The organism is Mycobacterium sp. E3298, assembly GCF_001666895.1.
Classification (GTDB): domain Bacteria; phylum Actinomycetota; class Actinomycetes; order Mycobacteriales; family Mycobacteriaceae; genus Mycobacterium.
Genome location: NZ_LZJB01000528.1, coordinates 1 through 702, shown reverse-complemented (window position 1 = coordinate 702; position 702 = coordinate 1). Strand labels below are relative to the sequence as shown.

General features: G+C 69.8%; 1 protein-coding gene. It reads right to left on the bottom strand.

The genetic code is table 11. The annotated features are described in order from the left end of the window. Positions 1-702 (bottom strand): PE/PPE C-terminal domain-containing protein (locus tag A9X05_RS24270; RefSeq protein ID WP_197499189.1); only part of this gene is annotated, 702 nt, incomplete at both ends.

Below are 702 nucleotides of genomic sequence, written 5' to 3'. Positions count from 1 at the left end.
ATCCGGCCGATGGGGGTCGGGTTAGGACGCTGTAGCGGAAGCCGTATTTGTGGGAGTAGCCCGCGGCGGCGCCGGCGCGGCGGCCCATGACGCCGGTGGGCATGCCGCGCAGCAGGGCGTTGGCCGGAGGGTTGCCGGCCGCGCCGGCCTGCACCGGCAGCGCCTCGGCCTCGGCGTTGGCCGGGCTGACCGCCGAGGTCAGCGTCGCCCACTGCTGGGGCACCGACAAACCCCCGACTTGGGTGACCTGCCCGGCACCGGCCGAGACGACGTTGCTGCTGAGGCTGCCCAGGTTGCCCAGGCCCAACTGGGCGAACTGCGGCGTCGGGAACCACGCACCACCGGCACCAGCCGTGGTACCACCAGGACCCGACACCAACTGCTGAGCCAACTGCGACCAAAACGCCACGATGCCGTTGGAGAAGTAGGCCAGGCCCGTGTTCTGCTTGAGCATCACGGTGTAGAAGGTGGGGCTTAGCCCCAGGTAATTGTTGGTCGGCGTGGGCAGCCCACTTTGGGTGAAGTTCTGGATCGCGCTCGTTAGCCAGGTAAACGGCCCGGTCTGCGACGTCGGGGCGGTCACCTGCGGAGCCGCGGTGGTGACCAATTGCGTGCTCGCCAACTGCGAGGCCACCGTCTGGGCGGTGTTGCCCGCGGGCTGCTGAGCGGCCTGGGTCACCGCCAACGCCTGCTCGGCCACCC